Source organism: Chitinophaga chungangae, assembly GCF_017742215.1.
Classification (GTDB): Bacteria; Bacteroidota; Bacteroidia; order Chitinophagales; family Chitinophagaceae; genus Chitinophaga; species Chitinophaga chungangae.
In genome coordinates this window covers 106,569-125,224 of record NZ_JAGHKP010000003.1, presented here as the reverse complement: position 1 = coordinate 125,224, position 18,656 = coordinate 106,569, and the positions used below count along the sequence as shown (strand labels likewise).

At 53.1% G+C, this 18,656-nt stretch carries 17 protein-coding genes; 4 read left to right on the top strand and 13 right to left on the bottom strand.

What is annotated here, in order from left to right; translation table 11 throughout:
* Nucleotides 1–128: 128 nt before the first annotated feature.
* Genes J7I43_RS14935 through J7I43_RS14925 form a run of 3 tightly spaced genes read left to right on the top strand, consistent with a single transcriptional unit; the run spans nt 129 to nt 5,159 of the window.
* Nucleotides 129–3,551 carry a TonB-dependent receptor gene (locus J7I43_RS14935; protein WP_209146524.1) on the top strand — a complete coding sequence of 1,141 codons (3,423 nt, stop codon included), beginning with the start codon at nt 129–131 and terminating at the stop codon, nt 3,549–3,551.
* Nucleotides 3,552–3,579: 28 nt separating this feature from the next.
* Nucleotides 3,580–4,353 (top strand): hypothetical protein, encoded by a 774-nt coding sequence (locus J7I43_RS14930; protein WP_209146523.1) that lies wholly within the window; start codon nt 3,580–3,582, stop codon nt 4,351–4,353.
* 11 nt (nt 4,354–4,364) lie between these two features.
* Nucleotides 4,365–5,159, top strand: a complete 795-nt coding sequence (locus tag J7I43_RS14925) for a hypothetical protein (protein WP_209146522.1) — start codon at nt 4,365–4,367, stop codon at nt 5,157–5,159.
* A gap of 212 nt (nt 5,160–5,371) precedes the next feature.
* On the opposite strand, the gene J7I43_RS14920 is transcribed toward J7I43_RS14925, so the two are convergent.
* The 9 genes from J7I43_RS14920 to J7I43_RS14880 form a co-directional block, all read right to left on the bottom strand.
* Nucleotides 5,372–5,884: an OsmC family protein gene (locus J7I43_RS14920; protein WP_209146521.1), complete on the bottom strand. Its 513-nt coding sequence runs from the start codon at nt 5,882–5,884 to the stop codon at nt 5,372–5,374.
* Between the two features lie 22 nt (nt 5,885–5,906).
* Nucleotides 5,907–6,437, bottom strand: coding sequence for a carboxymuconolactone decarboxylase family protein (locus tag J7I43_RS14915; protein WP_209146520.1), 531 nt, complete (start codon nt 6,435–6,437; stop codon nt 5,907–5,909).
* A gap of 34 nt (nt 6,438–6,471) precedes the next feature.
* Entirely contained in the window at nt 6,472–6,792 is a 321-nt protein-coding gene (locus tag J7I43_RS14910) for a GNAT family N-acetyltransferase (RefSeq protein WP_209146519.1), read from the bottom strand.
* Between the two features lies 1 nt (nt 6,793).
* Nucleotides 6,794–7,252 (bottom strand): peptide-methionine (R)-S-oxide reductase MsrB, encoded by a 459-nt coding sequence (gene msrB / locus J7I43_RS14905; protein ID WP_209146518.1) that lies wholly within the window; start codon nt 7,250–7,252, stop codon nt 6,794–6,796.
* A gap of 17 nt (nt 7,253–7,269) precedes the next feature.
* A complete protein-coding gene (locus J7I43_RS14900; RefSeq protein WP_209146517.1) occupies nt 7,270–7,713 on the bottom strand; it encodes a hypothetical protein in 444 nt (147 codons plus the stop codon).
* Nucleotides 7,714–7,764: 51 nt separating this feature from the next.
* Nucleotides 7,765–8,118: a hypothetical protein gene (locus J7I43_RS14895; protein ID WP_209146516.1), complete on the bottom strand. Its 354-nt coding sequence runs from the start codon at nt 8,116–8,118 to the stop codon at nt 7,765–7,767.
* Nucleotides 8,119–8,176: 58 nt separating this feature from the next.
* Nucleotides 8,177–9,172: an L-histidine N(alpha)-methyltransferase gene (locus J7I43_RS14890; RefSeq protein ID WP_209146515.1), complete on the bottom strand. Its 996-nt coding sequence runs from the start codon at nt 9,170–9,172 to the stop codon at nt 8,177–8,179.
* A gap of 94 nt (nt 9,173–9,266) precedes the next feature.
* Nucleotides 9,267–10,016, bottom strand: coding sequence for an AraC family transcriptional regulator (locus J7I43_RS14885; RefSeq protein ID WP_209146514.1), 750 nt, complete (start codon nt 10,014–10,016; stop codon nt 9,267–9,269).
* Between the two features lie 324 nt (nt 10,017–10,340).
* A complete protein-coding gene (locus J7I43_RS14880; RefSeq protein WP_209146513.1) occupies nt 10,341–11,267 on the bottom strand; it encodes an NADP-dependent oxidoreductase in 927 nt (308 codons plus the stop codon).
* 193 nt (nt 11,268–11,460) lie between these two features.
* On the opposite strand from J7I43_RS14880, the gene pdxR reads away from it, so the two are divergent.
* On the top strand, nt 11,461–12,984 hold the full coding sequence (gene pdxR, locus J7I43_RS14875) for a MocR-like pyridoxine biosynthesis transcription factor PdxR (protein WP_209146512.1): 1,524 nt from the start codon (nt 11,461–11,463) through the stop codon (nt 12,982–12,984).
* 160 nt (nt 12,985–13,144) lie between these two features.
* On the opposite strand, the gene J7I43_RS14870 is transcribed toward pdxR, so the two are convergent.
* The 4 genes from J7I43_RS14870 to J7I43_RS14855 are packed head-to-tail and all read right to left on the bottom strand — an operon-like array spanning nt 13,145 to nt 18,654.
* The gene (locus J7I43_RS14870; protein ID WP_209146511.1) at nt 13,145–15,463 is read right to left on the bottom strand and encodes a Gldg family protein; all 2,319 of its coding nucleotides are present in this window, start codon (nt 15,461–15,463) and stop codon (nt 13,145–13,147) included.
* A gap of 17 nt (nt 15,464–15,480) precedes the next feature.
* The gene (locus tag J7I43_RS14865; protein ID WP_209146510.1) at nt 15,481–16,413 is read right to left on the bottom strand and encodes an ABC transporter ATP-binding protein; all 933 of its coding nucleotides are present in this window, start codon (nt 16,411–16,413) and stop codon (nt 15,481–15,483) included.
* Nucleotides 16,414–16,420: 7 nt separating this feature from the next.
* On the bottom strand, nt 16,421–17,944 hold the full coding sequence (locus tag J7I43_RS14860; protein ID WP_209146509.1) for a PKD-like family lipoprotein: 1,524 nt from the start codon (nt 17,942–17,944) through the stop codon (nt 16,421–16,423).
* A 5-nt stretch (nt 17,945–17,949) separates the two neighbouring features.
* On the bottom strand, nt 17,950–18,654 hold the full coding sequence (locus J7I43_RS14855; RefSeq protein WP_209146508.1) for a DUF4843 domain-containing protein: 705 nt from the start codon (nt 18,652–18,654) through the stop codon (nt 17,950–17,952).
* Nucleotides 18,655–18,656 lie beyond the last annotated feature (2 nt).

The following is an 18,656-nucleotide window of genomic DNA, read 5'->3' as shown; positions in this document are numbered from 1 at the left end:
GCACGCCAAAAAGAAACCGGCCTGTGGTAGCAGGCCGGCTCACGCTGCCAGGGTATCTCACCACCCGGACAGCCTTTGTTAAACGTACAGTACAAACAAGCGACTGCAACATTTAATCACCTAAAGTTATGAAATTAAGGATACTTTGTATCATCATCCTGCTGGCCTGCACAATGGCCCCTGCCCGTTCCCGCGCGCAGGACATGGCCCGGCACATCACGCTTCCGGCAACGGACCTGAAAGGAAAAGAATTGATCGCCCTGATCGAGCAAACCGGGTCTGTGCAATTCACTTACGGCAAAGAAGTGAGCGGCCGCCTCGAGCGCCCTCTCCGCTTCCGGCACGCCCAGCCCACCGTCAAAGAGGCGCTGGGCATGCTTCAATCCACGCTGGGCATCACTCACAGCGTGGACGGCGCGGGCGCTATCATTCTCAAGTCCGCTCCCGCCGATACACCGGCGCAACCGGCCGACGGAAGGGTGTCCGGCAAAGTGATCGACGAGTCTAACGGCGACCCGCTGCCTTTCGTGACGGTCCGTATAGGCAACAAAGGCACCACCACCAAAGCGGACGGTTCCTTCGTCATCATCCTTCCGCCGGGCGAATATGTGGCGGAAGTTTCTTCCATCGGCTACGTCACCAAACGCATCACGGAGATTGTGCTGAAGAACGGGCAGACCTTTGAGCTGAACGTCACCCTCAAACGGCAGAAAAGCACGCTCAGCGGCATCGTGGTCACCTCTTCCGCCAGCCGCGAATCCGTGGCCTCGCTTTACGCCCGCCAGAAGAACGAAGCCGGCATCTCCAACGGCATCAGCCGCGAACAGATCGCCGCGCTGCCCGACAAGCATATCGGCGAAACGCTCAAACGCATCTCCGGCGTGAGCACCAACGATAACCGCCGCGTAGTGATCCGCGGCATCGCCGAGCGCTACAACATCGCCATGATGGACGGCGCCATCCTGCCCAGCACCGATGTGCAGGTGCGCGATTTCGAGTTCGACATCATTCCCAACAACCTGATCGATAACGTCATCGTGTCCAAGACCGCTACGCCCGATATGAGCTTCGGCTTCGGCGGCGGCCTCGTGCAGGTCAACACCTTCGCCATCCCGCACCAGAACTTCACCATCATCGGCATAGGCGGCAAGTATGTGTCCGGCGTTACCGGCAAATCGTTTCTCGGGTACGGCCGCGGCAAATACGACTATCTTGGCTTCGACGACGGCTCCCGCGACCACTTTCCGGATAACCTCCTTTTGTTCGACGGCAGGAACTACAACCCCACCAATCCCAACGCCCAGCCCGAGCCCGGTAAGCCCAGGATCACGCCGGAGCAGATCGCGGAGCAGAACAAACGGATCGGTGGCCTGGAACGCCTCGGTACCCGCACCTACAAGGCCGCTCCCGGCCAGAACTACCAGGTCAGCCTCGGCCGCAGCTACAACGTGAAGAACAGCCGCATCGGCTTCGTAGGCAGCATCACTTACCGCAACGAACAATCGATCGACGATATCGAGCACTTCGAAAGGGGCAACTGGGAAAAGCTGAACAACCGCTACTACGATGCGGTTACCGGCGAAGAGATGGACCCGACCTTTGCCAACCAGTATAATTTCAATACCACCTGGGGCGCGCTGCTCAACGCCGGCTGGAGCGCCGAGCGGCACAAGATAACCGTCCGCAACTTTTACTCCCGTGTGTTCAATAACCAGTTCAACCGCATGGTAGGCTGGGGCAACGAGATCGGGTACCAGGGAATGCCTGCCATCCGGGAGTACGACCGTCCCAAATTCATCGACATGCTGCAGAACCGCCTCAACGGCGACCATACCTTCGGCAGGTTCCGCTTCGAATGGAACGTAGCGCGCAACAAGCTCAGCAACCTGGAGCAGGATGCGGTGGAAGCCTGGCTGGCGCCCGTTGTCACCCTCAACGATACGGGGTACAACGTCATCCCCCATGGCGTCACCAACCCCGGCACCGGTCCCTTCAACCGTGCACAATACCTGTACGAGGAAACCAACCGCAGCGCCGAAGGCGCGCTTAGTTACAGTGCACGCCTCTTCGGGCAAAAGCAACTGGCCAAAGCAGGCTACCAGTTCATGGACCGCCACGGCTACTACGATTGGACGATCCTGCCGATCGGCACCGCCAGCCCCGGCAACTCCGTGTTCCCCTTTACCCCGGTACAAGGCTGGAACCCATACCTCGAATTCAAAGACCCGATGAGCGACCTGTTGTACTACCCGGCCGCCTTTTCGGCCAACGGTTACGAAGGCAAGAACACCAACCAGGCCTACTACGCCATGCTCGACAACCGGTTCACCAAATGGCTGCGGCTCGTATGGGGCATCCGGGCGGAATATTACAAATATGAAAGAATGCGCAACAGCGCGAACGACCGCCAGATCGACGCGCTCATCAGGGAGGGCGAGCGCATCCGGTACGTAGACCCCGAAACGGGCAAGATCGTGAGCGCCTTTGCCGACCCCGTCAGCGAGGAAAAAACCTGGCGCTACCTTCCTTCCGCCAGCCTTACCGTTACCCCGCTGCAGGACTTCAACATCCGCGCCGCCTATGCGCAGTCTGTAGTGCGGCCCTCGCTGATCGAAAACTCCCGCATGATCCGCTTCGATCCGGCACTGGGCGCCTACCGCATGAACGAAGGGGTGCTCTCCACCACCATCGACCACTACGACCTCCGACTGGAATGGTACCCGCAGCCCGGCGAGGTCATCTCCTTCGGCTGGTTCTACAAATACTTCGACCGCCCCGCCGAGATCTACCGCGACCAGCCGGACGCCACCGCCCGCATCTACGTGCGGACCAGCAACTCCGAATGGGCCAAAGTGCAGGGCTGGGAGTTCGACCTGCGCAAAAGCTTCGGCTTCCTCAACCCGCACTGGAAGTTTCTCCAGAACCTGTACCTGAGCGGCAACCTGACCCTGCAAAATTCCACCGTGCAGGCTGCGCAGTTCGGAGGCCAGACCATGAGCACCGACAAGTACGGCTTCGAATACCGCTACCGCACAAAAAAGCAGCTCAAGGAAAAAAGACCCCTCTACGGCCAGGTGCCCGTGCTGTACAACATCGCGCTGCAGTATGCCGGCAAGCGCCTCGGCGCCAATATCGCATTCAACCACATGGGCTACAAGACCTTCACCACCGGCATGTCGCCCAACATCGTGGAGTTCGAGCGCCCGCGCAACCAGCTCGACGCGCAGCTCAGCTACGCCTTCCTGAAAAGCAGGAAGCTGATGGCGCGCCTCAACATGAGCAACCTTACCAACAGCGCCTACCGCTACTACATCAACAGCGACGATACCTACCAGGTCCGCGACAAGTACCGCAACATGCCTATCTCGGCCATCCCCGAAACCGAGTGGGATGCCATCTACGAATGGAAATTCGGCTTCTCGCGGAAATACGAAGAAGGATACCTGGAGCTGTCGCAAGACGGTAAAACAAAAAGAAGGATCGGCGACCAGGACACCTTCATCCGCAAGGTAGGCTCCTCGTTCAGCCTGTCTGCCGCCTATACGTTCTAAACATTCAGCACCCGCAAACATTAAAACCATGAAAGCGACACATATACTTTTAGTCCTGCTGCTACTCACCACGGCGGCCTGCCGGAAAGAGGGCGAATTCCTGTACAAGGGCGACATGATGCCCTTCACCATCTCCGGCTTCAACGCCGGCAACCAATACCTGCGCGTGCAGGTAGACACCTTCCGGCAGCTCTTCCGCATCGGCAACGGCCCCTTTGCCGTCAGCCAGGCCTTTACCTTCCCCGAAGGGCAAAAGACCGTGAAGATGTCCGTTACGGACGAAGAATCCGGCAAGAAGGTATTGGAACGGGAGTGGAAAAAGGAAGACGGCGCCGCCAAAGTCAACTTCTTCTACCTCGACGGCGTGGCCAGCGAAATGCCCGAGCCGCCGGCCCCCGAAGCGGGAAAGATCAAGCTCATTTATATGTGGAACCCCGTCATGACCAAATACGACGGCGCGGTAGACATTGCCGTGGGCAAGCTGTACTTTACGCCCAAGGTGTTCCAGGAACTGGCGCGCGTGAAGAACGTGAAGCCCGGCCAATTCTCCGAAACCATCACCATCGAGCCCTTTCCGACCACCGGGCAGACCTACAACGGCCAGCCTACCCCCGTGCTGCTCGTCGTATACCTTTACAAAGCCGGCACCAACGAGTTTTACACCGCCGGAACGGGTTACAACTGGAACATCAGTACTTCCGCCCCAAAGCCTCCGGCAAGCGTCGCTTCGTCGAAACTGTACATCTTTTCCGAAAATCCTTCCGGTTCGCTCATGGCTTTCGTGAAGAACCTGGAACTTTAAAACCACCCACCATGCAAACGTACAAACAACATATTCTGACCCTGCTGGCCCTGCTGCCTGCGGCCTTTACGGCCTGCAACAAGGAAGACCTCAGTGCCGGAAGGGCCATGCAGGTGCTGATAGCCGGCTACAACAGTTCCGGCCACGCCCTGCAAGTATCACTCGACACTACCGTATACGATGCGTCCGTCAAGGCCGGCAACTTTATCGTCAAACCGGAGTCGCTCGTGCATTTCAACGCCACACACTTCTATGCAACCAACCGCCAGCACAAAATGGTCGTGATCACGGATACGGTCACGAAACAGGAAGTATTCCGGCAACCGCTGCCCGCCAGCGGCACCAAAGCCTACTTCAGCTTCCTGTACATCGACGGGAAGGAAGTGCCTTCGCAACCGCCCGCGGCCGATCCACAGGCCAACACGCTGGGCTTCTACCTGCGCTACACCGGCAGCAACGACCCGGTAGACATCTCCCTCACCCGCGCAGACGCCACCACCGGGCAGGTGCACCGCGCCTACCTTGCCCGGAACGTGCAGCCCAATACCTGGGCATACGCCGACTACCTGGCGCACCCGCAATTCGCTAACCGCCAAATGCTGGAGGGCGCCAGTATCTGTTTTACGAAAGCCGGCACCACCGACCAGTGGGCGTTCTTTGACGATGAAAGCAACAGCAAGATGTCTGTCACGAGCCTCCTTCTGCCGCAGGCGGGTGAAAAAGGGATCGTGCAGCCTTACTTCGTGGTGCATGGAGTATGGGGGCTGGAGATCGGGCGGATGTTCTTTTACCCGGACAGGGGTTAATCATGTAAAAGGCCGGATAACATGAGTTATCCGGCCTAACGTCTTATGGCATTTTCATACAAGCCAGGAAGTGGTCCGGGGAAAAGTCCTCCCTCGCGCACCGACAAAGCAAAACCCGCCCTGATAGCGGGTTTTGCTTATTCAGGCCAATCCGGTCCATTAAAGGATAAATAAATGAACTTAACGCCTCCTATAACTTTTCCCCGTTCTCATTACTGCGTCAAATAACTTCCCGTCACATCGGCAGAAGCCTCATCCGATGGCGGATAATTCCCCGTCCCCGCAGGTACAGCCGGATCGTCGGACAGCCGCGTGTCGATATTGATCTCCCCCTGTAACAGCTTTGCAACCGGGCAGTTTACCGCAATCCAAAGCAAACGTTCTTTTTGTTCGTCGGTTACGGGCTGGCCGAACGAAAGCGTTCTGAAAACCGATGTTTTGAACGGCTCCGTTTGCTGGAGCATATTCACCGAGCAATGTATATCGGTTATGTCCCATCCTTTCCTTTTGATATACATCCGCAGGGTAGTTAGTGTGCAGCCCACCAAACCAGACAGCACAGTGGTGAACGGATCGGGACCAATGTCCTTTCCGCCATTGAACGAAGGTTCATCGAGCACCAGCTGACCTGCGCGCCAGTTAACGGTAACCTCCTGGCGGTCTTTCACGAGATCGCCCGTAATGTCTTTTGCGAACAAACGTACCGTTTGTTTTTTACGTATCATGGTCTTTAAATTTATGGGAATCTTATACGGCTACCTTCGGCCAGTCGATAGGAACATTTGTAATGGCGTACAATAAGTTAAGCGTAGTGATGTTACCGACCGCCAGCACCACGTCTACCAGGTGCCCCTGATCGTACCCCGCCTCGTAGAAGTCTTCGAGAATATCCCCTACGATCCTTCCTTTCGTGAACGCGATGTTATGCGCCAGCGCAGCGACGGCTTTCAATTTCCTGTCAAACCGGATGTCGTTGGCGCGGATATCCAGGATCTGCTCGTTACTGAAACCAAGACGCGCGGCTATCGCACTATGGAAGCTGAGACAATACGGGCATTGATTCACCTGGCTCACCACCAGGCTTACCACTTCACGTTCTCGATCGCTCAATGAGCTTTTTTGCGTGAGGTAATTGAAATAATTTTCAAGACCGTTCTCGCTGCTGGCGAATGCCGCGAAAATATTGGGAACCACGCCAAACAAACCCTTCAGTTCACCGAATATTTTTTTATTCTTTTCCGAAATATTTTGTTCGTTCGGCATTAAGAAGTCGCTCATAAAATCAATTATTTAAATAAGTTTATTGCTGCGTTTATTTGCCGGGCGCGGCAGAACCGGTTTCGTTGGTCGCCCGGATGTCTCCATAGACATCGGGATATTTGTTAAACATCATGGCCACAAACCCGCACTCCGGTATTACTTTCAGGTTATTTTCGCGCGCATAACCAACTACCGCGCTTACCAGCTTCCTTCCATATCCGTTTTTACGTTGCGTAAGGCCAACACTTGTGAATCCCGCTTTTAATAAACCAGGAGTAATATTAACAGTCATTCTTCCGACTTCCTGGCCGTCTACATGCAGCGAAAAAAAAGAGATCCCCTTTCCGCCCTCGTGTATTTCGATCTTTTCCATTTTATGCGTTTTTAATGGTCTCTATTTTCTCCAGGGAAACGGCGTTCATACAATAACGAAGCCCGCTGGGCCTGGGACCGTCCGGGAAAACATGTCCCAGGTGAGCGTCGCAGGTATTGCAGAGCGCTTCAATGCGCTGCATGCCAAACGCGTTATCCTTGTGGTAAGCAACCGCGTTTTCTTTTACCGGCTGGGTGAAGGAAGGCCATCCTGTCCCGCTTTCAAACTTTGTTCCCGCATCGAAAAGTTCCGTTCCGCAACAAACACAGGCATATTTCCCTGGCTCGAAATAAGAACAAAGCTCCGAGCTGAATGCGCGCTCCGTACCTTTAAGCCGGGTAATCCTGAACTGCTCGGGCGTAAGGAGCGCCTTCCACTCCGCATCGGTTTTTTCTACTCTTTTATCAGGAATGGGGTTGCCGTTATCGGCAAATTTTATAACATCAAGCCATTTTAACATAACAGGGGTTTTTCAGGTTAAAAAATAGATTCGATTGTAAACTTCCTGCCGTTGAAAACGAAGGAATCGTTTTGCTTTTTATCCATAAGTTCCAGGTAAAACGGTGCATTGGGAGACATTGCAATAAAATGTTTCCCCTCAAAATCGAATTGGCACGCAGGTATCCCGATAATGTAATACTGCCCGTTGACCAATGCCACTGCGCCTTCCGTCACAGATGTTTTCCCGCCAAAATCCAGATCGCGAAGCATTTTTATTTCATTCTCCCGCTGGTGAATTTGTCTTTCCATAGCCTGCAGATATTCCTCGGTCTGTTCCCTGTGTGAGTTGTCGTCGGCGTCACGAACGTCCTCCAGGTTCAGATCTCCACCGCTTTGATGGCTTGCATAGTCTTCCTTCAGGCGCTGAAGTGTTTCCTGGTGCGCCTTTATGAGTGTCGCCTTTAAAGTAACCTTATCCATTTTATATGCTTTGTCCGTTCCCGGTACTACTGAAATATGTTCATCATTACCTTATCCTTTGAAATACCGCTCTTCTACCACCTGGCCGTTTTCCCACAACGACCGGACGATCTCATGCAAATAAACCTCGCTTCCATCCGTCATTTCGAAGCTCAAAATGTATTCCGAGAAAGAGGCATTGTCGTCAACAGCCGATCTGAGAAACGTAATTTCTTTCACCTTTTTTATCGAACCTACAAATTCGTTGAGCTTCTTCATAGCGGCGGGCCTACCCTCCGTGATGGTGCCGTCGAATTCAACTGTTCTGATATTGGATGCGTAATATTTTTCAGCGGCATCAACGAGCTGGCCTTTTACCACCATTTCATTCATGTTGGCTGATAACTCCTGGAGATCCTTTTGCATTTTTTTTGTTTTGAATGTGAAGAATGACTATACCTGCTTTTTAACCGGGTCTTTTCCTTTAAACAGCGGTCCATACTGCATCCATAAACCATGATCTGCTGTCTAAAAACTCCGAGGTATGGATAAAACCGCTGTTCGTCGCCATTTGACGGATCTGGTCCTTTGAATATTTCTGCGATATTTCGGTCCAGATACATTCATCTTTCTGAAAAGGAATGTCGGTACCGGCTATATTCACGACCATGTCGCTTAAACAAACAAGGTAACTTCTTGCCGCCCCTGTCAGCGGATCGTAGCTGCAATAATGATCAAACCGGTCGATCCTGAAATCGGCTTCCAATTCCCGGTTGATCCTCTTCAGCAGGTTTAAGTTAAATTCCCTGGTGACCCCGGCCCGGTCGTCGTATGCGCGCCTGATCACAGCGGGATGTTTAACGAGATCGAACCCGATAATACACTGGTCGCCGGGCTGCAAATAACCGCGCAGCTGTTTGCAGAACTGGTTGCTTTCCGCTACGGTCATATTGCCGATGTTGGCTCCCAAACACATCACGACCCGGCGGGTTGCAGGCAACAAACAATGGAATGCCAGCGTGTCGAAGTAATCGCCTGCCAATCCTTTAAATCGTAATTCCGGAACGTTACCGGGCAGAAATGACTGCAGCCCGCTGATCACATTTTCAGATATATCGATAGGAACATAGTTAAAAGACGCATTTGCAGCAACAAGGGCGCGTAACAGGTGAATGGACTTGGCGCAATTGCCCGGCCCTAATTCAATTAATTCAAAATCCAGGTCTCCCGCTGATAAACTGTCAATAATTTCTTTGGCCTGACAGGTGAAAATTTCCATTTCGCACCTGGTAAGATAATAGTCCGGGGAGGCCATTATCTCCTGGAAAAGACGATCTCCGTTCTTATCGTAAAAGTATTTCGACGGCAGCCTTTTGGGAACTTGTGCCAGGCCCCGGATAACGTCCAGGTAAAAATCCCTGTTCTCCTTTCCAACCCGGTATTGCGGCTCATAAAAATTGAAATCGCCTTCTTCAATCATAGAAAATCTCTTAATGCAAATTAAGATCACCACGATTAAAAACGGAATGGACAGAAGGGACAATCGTTTGTACTTTATGGCTATTTAACGCAGTTTAACCGGCGTCTTCCCTGAGCGATTTACGGTAAACATCGGGGGAAACAGCGGCCCGCAGCTTAAAAAAGCGGCTGAAATAAGCTACGTCTTGAAATCCCAGTTCAAGGGCAATTTGTTTTACGGGTTTGTCGCTTAAATATAATTCATGTTTGGCTTGCGTTATGATGCGATCCGAGATCATGTCTCCCACCGTCTTTTCAAGGTGTTGTTTAGCCATACGGTTCAGCGTTTTGACGGTTACGTTCAATAGTTTGGCATAATCCGCCGGCCGGTGTTTGCGCCGAAAATGCTCTTCCACGGCATTGATCAGCTCCCGGACAATGTAATGCGCCTCCGAGAGTGCCTCCGAATGCGTCACCCCTCTTTCCATCTTTATCCGCGAGGCGTAGATCATGAATATTTTCACCCATGAGATCGCTATGTCATAACGGCCGAGGCGGTCGCTGTTAAGCTCGGAAAGGAGATGATCCAGCGGTGAAAGCAGTTCCGCCATTTCTTCTTTGCCGATCTTTATTAAAGGGATTTCACCGATATTTTTAAACAGCACCTGTTTGCTGGTTAATTCCACATCGTATTTATGGTTCCAGAAAAAATCCGGGTGAAACTGTAATAATATCCCGTCAAGCGGGCCGTCTGCCTCGATTTGAAAAGGCTGGTAAATGGGAAACCTGATCAGGCAGTTTTCAGAGAAATCGTACTTCGCCGTATCAAAAATAACCTGACCTTTCCCTTGTTTGATCAGAATCATCTTATAGCAGTTAAAGCTTTTCAGGCTTTTAAAATACGCATCATCATTAAGCTGTATCAGCCTAAATGCCAACACATTGGTTTGGGGATTTACCAGTTCTATTTTTAATTGTTCGTTCATCGTCCGCCGGTTTATTCCAATGCCGTTATTTTGATAACAACATTGGTGCTGCTAAGTTCAAAAGGTTTTACCAGGAAAGGCCGCAGCCTTCCTGAAAGAAAATGGAGTACGCCCATCCAAAACGGATGTACATACTCCATGGTTTCCTAAAATGTTCAGAGGTGTGCAATAATGTTCCGCCCGGAGGCTACAGCCCCGCTCTTTTTATGGGCGAACGCGGATAACCGTCTTCCCTTTGGCCCGCCCGGCCGAATTGTAAGTGGCAACGGCGTCGTCGAGGGTAGCGATGGTGCCGATGTTCGCGCGTATACGCCCTTCGCGCACCCGCTGCACCACCTCGATCAATTGCGCGCGGTCGGGTACCACAACGAAGTCGATCGTCTGGCCGTAAGCGGGCCGCGCCTCGGTGGGGCCGGTAATGGTCACCAGCGTTCCCCCGGAGCGGATCAGGTCCGCAGAGCGTTTCGCTATGTCGCCCCCGAGAACGTCGAACACGAGGTCCACCCCGCCGGCATCTTCCAAAACGTCGTTTTCGAGATCAACGAACTCCTGCGCGCCGAAGTCGAGCGCCGCCTGGCGGCCGTCTGCGCGCCCGGTGCCGATCACGTACGCGCCGGCCTCCCGTGCGAGCTGCACCGCCATAGAGCCCACTATGCCGGCCGCGCCGTGCACGAGCACGGTCTGCCCCGCGCGAAGACGGCCGTGTTCGAACAACCCCTGCCAGGCGGTAAGGCCCGGCATTACGATGGCCGCTCCCACCGTGAAGTCAACGTCGCCCGGCAGCGGCGCAAGGTTGCGCGCCTCCACGGATACATACTCCGCCAGTGTGCCGTCGCGGGTCCAGTCCGTAAGGCCAAACACCCGCTGCCCCACTGACAGGCCTGTTGTTCCATAACTAAGTGCGGTGACCACTCCGGCCAGCTCGTGACCGGGGATCGAGGGCGTCCGGTCACGGCCAAGGCGGTCGACCCAGGTCGACGGCCAGGACAGTTCATCGCCGGTGAGCGCCGACGCATACACCTGTACAACAACATCGCCGTAGTTCGCACCTTCACCATTCGGCTGGGGCCGTTCCACGAGCTTCATTCCGGCCGTTCCCGCGGCCTGGTCTGTTACAACGATCGCTTTCATAACATACCTCCTTTTTTGTTCAGCGGCGAACATCCGGTTGGTGAAGGGATGTTGCCGCACATTATTGTTTTCAACATGATTTTAAGATATAAGCCGGACAAATGATTCTGCTGGTCCTTTGATTCCAATGTAAAACTAGCGCTTAGTTTGGTTACCTTAGTGGTCCAATTTCAAAAAATACAGGGGTCCAGTTATGATCAAAAAATTGCTTGAAATTTCATTCAAAAAAGACGGGCAGCACAGCCCTTTATATCTTCAACTGGAATCGGAAATCATACAGCTGATCTGCCGCGGCGTACTGAAACCGGGACAAGCGCTTCCATCTTCACGGGACCTTGCGGAGAGCCTGAAAATCAATCGCAAAACGGTGGTGGCGGCTTACGAGGAATTGGGTGCGCAGGGCTGGGTGGAAAGCAGGGACAGAAGCGGCGTATATGTTTCCAGCGACCTCCCTGAAACTTCGGTCCGTTCAACCGGCCAAAACGGCAAAAAGCCGGTACGTAGCGGGCAACCTGGCTATAAATTCATGAAACGGCCTTCTAACGTGGCAACCGGAACGGCTCCAAGCCGGACAACCAATGCGCCGGGGGCCCGGCCGCTGCTGTATAAGATCGATGATGGTTTTCCCGATCCCAGAATTGCGCCGATAGACGAGCTGGTGCGGGAGTACAGGAGATTGGGAAAAAGCCGCCTGGCAAATCAATTTCTCATGTATGGCCCGGAGCATGGTTCCTATCGTCTCAGGGTTGAACTGGCTAAATTTTTAAACCGCACCAGAGGAATGCAGATCACTGAAAAGGAAGTACTGATCACCAAAGGAACGCAGATGGCCATCTATTTAGCCACACAGCTGCTCGTTCGCCCGGGAGACAGTGTATTTGTACCGGAACCGGGCTATATAGATGCGAACCAGGCTTTCAGGATGGCAGGCGCCAACCTGGCATATATCCCGGTAGATAAAGATGGCATGGATGTAGACAGGATCGAACAGCTGTGCAAAAAAAAACCGCCTAAGCTGATCTATATCATCCCGCATCACCACCGGCCTACCACTGTAACCCTCAGCGCAGAGCGGCGCATGCGGCTGATGAGCCTGGCCGGCAAATACGGATTTGCATTGCTGGAAGACGATTATGATTTTGACTATCATTTTACCAGCAATCCTCTTTTGCCTTTGGCGAGCGTGGATACGGGCGGGCACATTATTTATGTAGGTTCCTTTTGCAAAAGTATTGCACCCGGTATCCGTATCGGGTTTATGGTGGCGCCGGAAGTGGTGATCAATGAGGCCGCCGCCCTTCGTAAATTAATAGACCGGCAAGGGGAACAGTTGCTGGAAGAAGCGACCGCCGAGCTTTTGAGCAATGGCGAAATTGCCCGGCATATTAAAAAGTCGCACAAGATCTACCGGGAGCGTTTGGAAAATACCTCCCGGTTGCTCAGGGAGCAGCTGGGGGAATATTTAACGTTCGACCGGCCCAACGGCGGACTGGCCATCTGGGCAACTTACAGAAAGGGCATAAGCGGCAGAACAGTCGCCCTGAATGCGGAAAAGCTCGGATTAAAGATCAGCGATGGCACGAACTATTTTTTCCAGCCTAATACTTCGCGGCCGCAGGACTTCGTACGTATAGGTTATTGTTCTTTGGACGAAACGGAAATGGCCGCTGCGATTCGTATATGGAAACAGGCACTTAAACCGTTTGCCGCAAAATAACCGGTAAAGATATATTGCAAAAACGCTGTCCCGGAAACATTCTCCCGCCCCGCTGCCGGGGGAACGCCGCAAACGGGCTACAGCTGGCGGACAGGCCGTTATTCAACGGAAATACCGAGGTTCACGGCCTGTCCTCTCCTGTAGCTTCTTGCGTGCAAAACTATTGTCTTCTCCTCCGGAACCATATTACCAGGTAGCTGATCAGCATCACGGCAGGCAAAACACCCGTGAATGCGATCTTTGTAACCTTGAAACCTGCTTTCCCGATTTTAATATCATTATCGGTAAATGGCGGGCGGCTCACATCAACAGGCGCTTCGTAGTCAGACAGCCAGTTGAAAGCCCCGGCGATCAGCAGGAAATTGCCAGCCATAACATCCTTTCGTGAATGGCCAAGTTCTCCATTGCTGATACAATCGGCATCTCCCAGGATAATGATCTTTTGTTCCTTTTCCTTCACCTTGCGGCTGAGTGCCAGCGCGGTAGCCATATTGGCGGCCTCTGTTTCGCCGGCGGCAAGGTTCAGGGCCGCGCTGTCGTCCACAAAATCAACCGTTTCCAGCTCATTCCATACGCCGGCGGAATCGGTTACGAACAAAGGATCGGCGGTATACCCGTTTGCTGTGGCGCCGCTGTATTGAAGGCCCACTGCCGACGGCATCACTACTACCTGTTTGTTGCGTTGAATGGCGCCAAAAGCATCCGCAAGGTCGCCGGCTTTTTTTGTCGGGCGTGTAAATATCACATCAGCCTGGTAGTTTTTGCTGGGTTTTACCAGCCTGCCTTCCATCAGCTGTACGCCGAAAATTTCCGTGACGGCGTTCATGGTGCCCTGCCGTTTGGGCTCGGCTGCGACAAGCAGGTTTCCTCCACGGGCTATGTATTGTTTCAGGTGTTCCAGGTGAAGTTCCGGCAGGGCTGTTTTCACGTCCGCAATCACCAGGATGCTGATATGCGGCGGTACTTCCTTGTCAAGGGAAAGCTGCTCGAAATCGAAGCCTTGGTTGATGAGGGAATAGCGGAAAGTATTTTCCCTGGCAAATTTGTTATAATCACGGTCGCCTTCTTTGATGCAGTCGCGCTCGCCATGCCCTTCCACAAATCCTACCTTGGGCAGCGTAATCACCAGCCGTTTAATGGCGGCGCTTATTTCCGCTTCAGAAGGAAAGCCCATGGCATCATCAAAAACACGCAATACGGACTGCTGCCCGTTTTCACGCTTCAGTACCTTTACATACCTGAATTCCTCGCCGGCAAGTGTTTCTTTTATACTGCCGATCTCATCCGCCGGTACGAACAAAGCGGAATCCACACCGAAGGCCTGGGCGACCTTTCCCATCCGCTCCCTCTCATTCAGTTTGGGGTAGCGGTGATTCAGCGACCTTTCATTTTTGCCTTTGGCGTAATAACGCACATAATTCATTTTGATCTCCGGTTTGAACCGCACGTATTCCCTGAACCGGCGCATATCTTCCAGTTCGGCCCTGGGCATGCCCATCCACAACCAGCGGTCTTCGTCCAACGCATTGGCATAAGTGGTGACCGTTAAACCGCCCTCCGCTTTACTGACAATATCCTGGCTGGCTTTGGTCAGCGTGCGCAGTTTTGTTCTGGTAGCATCATAAAAATACATCAGTGCGGGACGCGAGCTGATATAACCGATCATTACCGCGCTGCCGATCACCAGCAGGTAACGGCCCAGGGAAACGGACCGGCGGGTTTTCTGGCGCACGGCGCGGAAGCGGAATATGCACAACCCGAGGAACAGACCGATAACCGTGAGAAAATAAATGACATCTTCACTGCTCACGATGCCGCCGATGAATTCGTTCGTTCTGCCGCCGATCGTCAGCCAGAACATAATATCGCGCACGAAGGGAACGTCCTGCCATAATTGGTTGGTATAATTCAGCACGGCAAAAACGGCAAAGGTGCCCATAGCGGCCACTACCTGGTAAGAGGTGAGGCTGGACATAAAAAGCCCCACGGCGCCGTAAGCGCAGATCAGCAGGAAAACGCCCAGCAGTCCGGGCAGGGTTGCGGGAAAATCGAATTTGTCCACTACAAAGGCCCCGTACAGCGTAAAGAGGAACACAATGCCGGTCATCAGCAGCGCATAAGCCGCAACGGACAAAAATTTCCCGAAAATGATCTGGGCATCGCTGATCGGTGAAGAATAAAGCAGCTTGATGGAACCGCTGCTCAGCTCACGGCTCATCATGCCCATTGTGAGCAGGGGTATGTAGAAGTAAAGATATCCGAGCAACCTCGCATAAAATCCCTGCCAGGGATCGGTATACAGGTTCAGTGTAACACCTTCCAGATTATATCCCATCTCCTTGAAATTGACGAAACCGCCCAGCACGCCGGTAAAAGTGAGGCTGGCCTGAATGGTAAACACAATAAGGATCAGCCATGCGATAGGTGAATAAAAAAGCAGCTGCAATTCGGTACGGGCAATTCTTATGATCTGTTTCATTATCTTGATTTCTGTATTTAGGACCGGACCTGTTTTTTTGACAGTTCGGCAAAAATGGTATCCATGGAGTTTTTCTCCGCGTTGATCTCCCTCAGGCGCCAGCCGTTTTGAACGCTCTGGCCGATGATGGTTTCCAGCATGTCGTCCACACTGTCTACTTTCACCCGGTACCGGGCCGTGCCGAGCGGTTCCACGCCCACAACGTTCGGCAGCCGTTTTAATTCCTCTATTCCCCGCGGCTCCAGCATCGTGAGCACGATCGTGCCGGGGGCTGCATAACGGTCAAATTCTTCCACGCTGCCGGAGAAAACCACGCGGCCTTCCGCCAGCATCAGGATGTAGTTGCAGGCTGCCTGTACTTCGGAGAGCATGTGGGTGGACAGGATCACCGTTCTTTCCCGGGCGATTTCCTTTATCAGGTTCCGTATCTCCACGATCTGGTTGGGATCAAGGCCATTGGTGGGCTCATCCAGCACCACCAGCCGGGGATTATGAATGATAGCCTGCGCGATGCCTACCCGCTGCTGGTAACCGCCTGATAAATTCCGTATCAGTCTTTTCCTGAAATGGGTGATCCCGCATTGATCAAGCGCCTCGTTCACCGCGCGCGCCTGTTCCTTGCGTGGTATCAATCTCAATCCCGCGCAATGCGTGAGATATTCTTCAATGGTGAGGTCTATGTGCAGCGGAGGCCGTTGCGGAAGGAACCCCATTAAACTTTTGGCGGTGATCGCATCTTTGCGGATATCGATCCCGTTGATGAAAACATCTCCTTTCGTGGGCTTCAGCACGCCGCACAAAATGTTCATCATCGTAGACTTGCCCGATCCGTTCGCTCCCAACAGGCCGTAAATGCCTTTGACCGGTATTTCAAAATCGATATCACGTATAGCCCATTGAGCGGTATAACGATGCGAAAGCTGTTCTGCTTTTATGATTGGTTGTTGCATATGTCGTTTACATTTGAGTATAGCCAAATCCCATTTTGTACATGCTGCTTACCGGCATGCCTTCTCCTAAACCGATCTTTTTTATCAAACGGCGGGAAGGGTCGGCCATCTGGTCTGACAGTATCCCGAGAATATAGATGTCACCATTCTCCAATCCCACCATCAGCTGATCATGGGTATGTACACCCATGATCTGGTTCTGACTGGCGGTAATCGTTCTGATGGGGGAATCAAAAGTGAAATACTCGGAGCTTCTTGACGGCCCGTGTTCCCAGAGGTACAGGGTTTTGTTGCCGCTGCCTCCGGAATAAAAGAGATAATTGTCGATGCGGGGCAGCTGACAGAAAACACTTTCCGCGTTGGCTGTGCCCACGCCTAAAGGATTTTCGGACATGAACAGCGCCTGGATCGTATAAAACTGGTCCATCACCATGATCTTCTGCGCAAAATGCCGGTTGCCGTCAAAAAACACCAGGTAGTAGGAAGAGGTGAACCTTCCCTGCTGCAACCTGCCCACGTACACCATTTCTTTATCCATCGCGTTGATGAGGGTGGTGCCGGGAGGTACGGGAGGGCCGGGCATATAGTTGACCGGCAGCACAAGGCCATGGTCCGAGCCCAGGAAAAGCCGGCCTTTGGTTTTGTCGTACAGGATGGTCTGCCCGCTGAGGTAAGTACCGGTCCATCCTTTGTCGAACTTCACCCCGCCCGGTATGAACATGGGTTTGTTGGGATATACGCCGGACTGGGAAAATGCCGGGTTCACGTGTTTCCGTGTGTAAATGTTCCCGTTATCGTCCAGCATCATGCTGTAATCCCACATATAAAACTCTCCCCGCGGTCGAAAATCGGTGGGAAGCGTATTCCCGAGAAAAAAATTGTTGGTGTTGTAAAGAGGGCCCAGCTTGATGCCGTCCAGCTCGATATTGCCCGCAGGATCGTTTCTTACGACGAGGATGTTTCCCGGGTTGCTCAGCCCGGCGCTTGCCATCCAGTGCTCTTTTACTTCCACGGCGTCTGGCCCGAGCTCTTCCCCGGAGATCGTGGTATAAAAGTCGGCCGTCACTTCGAATGTGACCGGATCGATAAAAGATATAATGCTGCGGCCGTCTTTTTTCGTCAATACTACCCAGCCAGTCAGGTAAGCCGGGATGGCATCCACGTAAAACCCTTCCAGGAAGGTGGATTCGTCTTTTTTGTTGACGGCTTTCAGCTTCACGTATGGCCGCAGGCCGGTCAGGTCGCGCACCGCATAATTCAGCACGGGCCCGGTGCTTATCTCTTCGTTGTTGCAATACCAGGTGAACGAAAAGCTTTCCGTAAGTTCGCCGGCCGGCATCGTATCGCCCCGGTAGATAAGCTGCGGCTCGATATGCAGCGTATCAGCGGCCCTGGGGCTCAGAAATCCGCCGCCTTCAAATACGATCTCTACTTTGTTAAGCTCGTCGTAAGTGTAGTTCCCCTTATCCTTGTAGCAGGAAACCAGCAGGAACAATACCGCGATGAGGCTATATCGTTTTATTTGTTTCATGGGTATCAGTATAAATTAGGCGAAACATTGATCAAACCATTTTCATCTTCGTATACTTCCCCGTTTTCGCGGCCGCGGGCGAGAAAATCGCGGAAGATGACCGCATAGGCGCGTTGTTCGGATTCGGACAGGCCGGCCATGTCGGCAATGCCCGTAGCCTCGATGAAAAGACGGTATTTGGCATCGGAATATGTTGACAGGAAATTGGTCTCCACGACGTTGTCCCACCATCCCGGGCGGGCGATCATGTCGGAAAAAGTAATATCGATATACCGGTTGTCCGGCGGCCCCAGCTGGAAATGCCCGTTGGGTTGCAGCATGAGCCTGATCTTGAATTTCCCGGTCTTCAGGCGCCCGGAATTATGCAACACCAGCGCGATGGTATCAAAAGCCCGCCCGGCGCGGAACACGAGGGGTTCAGGCAGCTGGTAATCGCCCTTCAGGGCAGTGGTGTTCGGGGCGTCTACCGTCAGGGCCACCGGCCGGTCTTCGCTGCCCGGTTTGCCGATCAGCTTTATCAGCACCGGCACGGTATCCTTCTCCGCTCCCGGGTGGAAGGCAAAGGAATATTCAATGGGCGTCACCTCATCGATGTCTGTGCTGTCGTCGGCCAGGTAAACGTAGTTTATTTCTCCGTATTGATCCACCGCATCCTTGCTGCAGCTTATTAACCAGCAGCATAATATCGCGATGACAGATAAACGTTTCATGC

What these genes read in the sequence shown, in the direction of transcription:
- J7I43_RS14935 (WP_209146524.1), top strand. Translation starts at nt 129, where the DNA reads ATGAAATTAAGGATACTTTGTATCATCATCCTGCTGGCCTGCACAATG.
- J7I43_RS14930 (WP_209146523.1), top strand. Translation starts at nt 3,580, where the DNA reads ATGAAAGCGACACATATACTTTTAGTCCTGCTGCTACTCACCACGGCG.
- J7I43_RS14925 (WP_209146522.1), top strand. Translation starts at nt 4,365, where the DNA reads ATGCAAACGTACAAACAACATATTCTGACCCTGCTGGCCCTGCTGCCT.
- J7I43_RS14920 (WP_209146521.1), bottom strand. Translation starts at nt 5,884, where the DNA reads ATGATACGTAAAAAACAAACGGTACGTTTGTTCGCAAAAGACATTACG.
- J7I43_RS14915 (WP_209146520.1), bottom strand. Translation starts at nt 6,437, where the DNA reads ATGAGCGACTTCTTAATGCCGAACGAACAAAATATTTCGGAAAAGAAT.
- J7I43_RS14910 (WP_209146519.1), bottom strand. Translation starts at nt 6,792, where the DNA reads ATGGAAAAGATCGAAATACACGAGGGCGGAAAGGGGATCTCTTTTTTT.
- msrB (WP_209146518.1), bottom strand. Translation starts at nt 7,252, where the DNA reads ATGTTAAAATGGCTTGATGTTATAAAATTTGCCGATAACGGCAACCCC.
- J7I43_RS14900 (WP_209146517.1), bottom strand. Translation starts at nt 7,713, where the DNA reads ATGGATAAGGTTACTTTAAAGGCGACACTCATAAAGGCGCACCAGGAA.
- J7I43_RS14895 (WP_209146516.1), bottom strand. Translation starts at nt 8,118, where the DNA reads ATGCAAAAGGATCTCCAGGAGTTATCAGCCAACATGAATGAAATGGTG.
- J7I43_RS14890 (WP_209146515.1), bottom strand. Translation starts at nt 9,172, where the DNA reads ATGATTGAAGAAGGCGATTTCAATTTTTATGAGCCGCAATACCGGGTT.
- J7I43_RS14885 (WP_209146514.1), bottom strand. Translation starts at nt 10,016, where the DNA reads ATGATTCTGATCAAACAAGGGAAAGGTCAGGTTATTTTTGATACGGCG.
- J7I43_RS14880 (WP_209146513.1), bottom strand. Translation starts at nt 11,267, where the DNA reads ATGAAAGCGATCGTTGTAACAGACCAGGCCGCGGGAACGGCCGGAATG.
- pdxR (WP_209146512.1), top strand. Translation starts at nt 11,461, where the DNA reads ATGATCAAAAAATTGCTTGAAATTTCATTCAAAAAAGACGGGCAGCAC.
- J7I43_RS14870 (WP_209146511.1), bottom strand. Translation starts at nt 15,463, where the DNA reads ATGAAACAGATCATAAGAATTGCCCGTACCGAATTGCAGCTGCTTTTT.
- J7I43_RS14865 (WP_209146510.1), bottom strand. Translation starts at nt 16,413, where the DNA reads ATGCAACAACCAATCATAAAAGCAGAACAGCTTTCGCATCGTTATACC.
- J7I43_RS14860 (WP_209146509.1), bottom strand. Translation starts at nt 17,944, where the DNA reads ATGAAACAAATAAAACGATATAGCCTCATCGCGGTATTGTTCCTGCTG.
- J7I43_RS14855 (WP_209146508.1), bottom strand. Translation starts at nt 18,654, where the DNA reads ATGAAACGTTTATCTGTCATCGCGATATTATGCTGCTGGTTAATAAGC.